Genomic DNA, 2,335 nt, shown 5'->3' on the forward strand with positions numbered 1-2,335 from the left:
TGTTGAACTAAACCTTCGGTAGCGCGTGTCCGAAAAAGTAGTACTTTTCAAAGATAACTAAAATCAATTATTATGACTACAAAAAAAAGCATCCTGATGCTTTAAGGGAAAACAAAATCCTTAATCAGGCCATTCGAGAGGTTCCTAATTTTGAGCAGCTCTTGCATCGATTTGAACGTACGATTTCTATTTTAGGCAGAAGCCAAAGCACCTTTTCTAATTATTCCCGGCATGTAGCTGCTATGGCTTTGCATTTTGGAAAAATCCCAACCGAGTTGGATCAAGAGCAAGTACAAGAGTATTTGTTTATGCTTCAAAAACGTTCCAAAACCCCTTCGCAAACGTACTTTAAACATTGCGTTTACGGTCTTCGGTTTCTATTAAAATCCGAAGGCTTGCCTTATGAATATTTGCATTTACCTTCTATAAAACACGAGAAAAAGCTCCCCACAGTGCTCAGTAAAGAAGAAGTTTGGCGGTTGCTTACAAGTTGCCAACTCCTGAAACATAGAATGCTTATTGGCCTTTTGTATGGCTGTGGATTGCGCTGCATGGAAGCCCGAAGTGTGCGTTTGCAAGACTTGGATTTTGATCGCGAGCAACTCAAGGTGGTGCAAGGCAAAGGCAAAAAAGACCGCTATGTTCCGTTATCTAAGCATTTAATTAGAGGACTCAAAACTTACATTGAAGCCGAGAAACCCAAAGTGTATCTCTTTAACGGACAACCTCAAGGCAGAGCAGGCGGAGATTTTGATAGTCGTTATTCGCAACGAGGTGTACAATGGGCAGTGAAACAGGCCACTAAAGCTGCTGGCATTACCAAAGAGGTTTGCGTGCATACGCTTCGACATACTTTTGCTACCCATTTACTCGAAGACGGACTCGATATTATCACCCTAAAAAATCTCTTGGGGCATGAGCAGATTGAGACCACGATGGAATATTTGCACATCGCTCAACTCGACACGAAAAAAGCTTTTAGTCCACTAGATACACTTTTTAAAAAATGCAGCCGGAAGTAGCCGATATACTGCGAAAAGTGGGCTCAAAAATAGAAAATTACGGTTTAAACAGTTGGCAATTGCGTACGCTTTACGCCATTAAAAAGTGCAGAACAGCCGAGTTGGGTGGGCATATTGATGCGTGTGATGGTTGTGGTAAAATCAATATTAGCTACAACTCATGTCGCAACCGTCATTGTCCCAAATGTCAAGGTAAAAACCGAGAAGATTGGATACAGGCTCGTCAGAGCGAACTGCTACCAGTTCCCTATTTCCATGTTGTTTTTACCTTGCCAGATAGCATCAATAGTCTAGCGATGCAAGATCCAAAATTGGTTTACGATACGCTTTTTGAAGCAACATGGGAAACGTTGAAAACCTTTGGCAAAGCCAAAGAAATCCAAAGCGGAATGATTGCTGTTTTACACACTTGGGGACAAAATTTATCCCTGCATCCACACTTGCATTGCATAGTTCCAGGTGGTGGCGTGGACAAAAATGGCAAGTGGCAAAACATGCGAGGTGATGGTACATTTTTGTTTCCAGTAAGGGCACTGTCCAAAGTTTTCAGGGCAAAATATTGCGCCAAACTCAAAGAAAAAGCACCCCTAAAATACGAACAAATTCGGCAGGATTTATGGAGAAAACCTTGGGTTGTATTTGCAAAGAAACCTTTTGGTAGTCCAAAATCAGTAATTGAATATTTAGGGAGATACACCCATAAAATCGCCATTAGCAACCAGAGAATCACAAGGATTGATAATGAAAACGTAACTTTTGATTACAAGGATTACCGAGTAGCGGGCGTGAAAAAGCAAATGACGCTGACGCATCAGGAGTTCATCAGGCGTTTTGCGTTGCATATTTTACCCAAACGTTTTGTCAAGATTAGGCATTACGGTTTTTTGAGTAGTACATGGAAACGTCAAAAGCTCAAGCTTTTGCAGGAGAAATTAAAAGTAAAAGTGCTAGAAAAAGTAGAGAAGAAACCATTTTTACCCAAGTGTCCGTGTTGCAAAACGGGCAATTTACACCGGATAGCGGTTTTTGACCAGCGTGGCCCGCCTACTTGGTATCTTGGCAGTAGCCAAAGTTCAATTCCCTGTAAAAAATAACTTTATGGGTAAGGGCAGGTGTGCCCAATCCCGAAACTTCGGGAAAGAATATCAGGATAAAATTAGCCTGATTTAAACACCAAAAAAAAAGAGGCTCACTTGCCTCTTGAAATTCCCTCTATTTTTTTAACGATAAGTGCATAGTTCCTGCCAATGTCCGGTTCCGTTCAACCGCGGGTTCATTGTTCGGCTTGCAGCCGCAACGAAACCCTAGCTGTT

At 41.7% G+C, this 2,335-nt stretch carries 2 protein-coding genes; both read left to right on the top strand.

The window, feature by feature from the left end:
• The first annotated feature begins 161 nt into the window (after positions 1–161).
• Positions 162–1,022, top strand: coding sequence for a tyrosine-type recombinase/integrase (locus E0F91_RS17480; RefSeq protein WP_279432796.1), 861 nt, complete (start codon positions 162–164; stop codon positions 1,020–1,022).
• The gene (locus tag E0F91_RS17485; RefSeq protein WP_132067631.1) at positions 1,007–2,116 is read left to right on the top strand and encodes an IS91 family transposase; all 1,110 of its coding nucleotides are present in this window, start codon (positions 1,007–1,009) and stop codon (positions 2,114–2,116) included. Before E0F91_RS17480 ends, E0F91_RS17485 begins: the two co-directional genes overlap by 16 nt.
• The last annotated feature ends 219 nt before the right edge of the window (positions 2,117–2,335 follow it).

Source organism: Flavobacterium sandaracinum (genome assembly GCF_004349135.1).
Classification (GTDB): domain Bacteria; phylum Bacteroidota; class Bacteroidia; order Flavobacteriales; family Flavobacteriaceae; genus Flavobacterium; species Flavobacterium sandaracinum.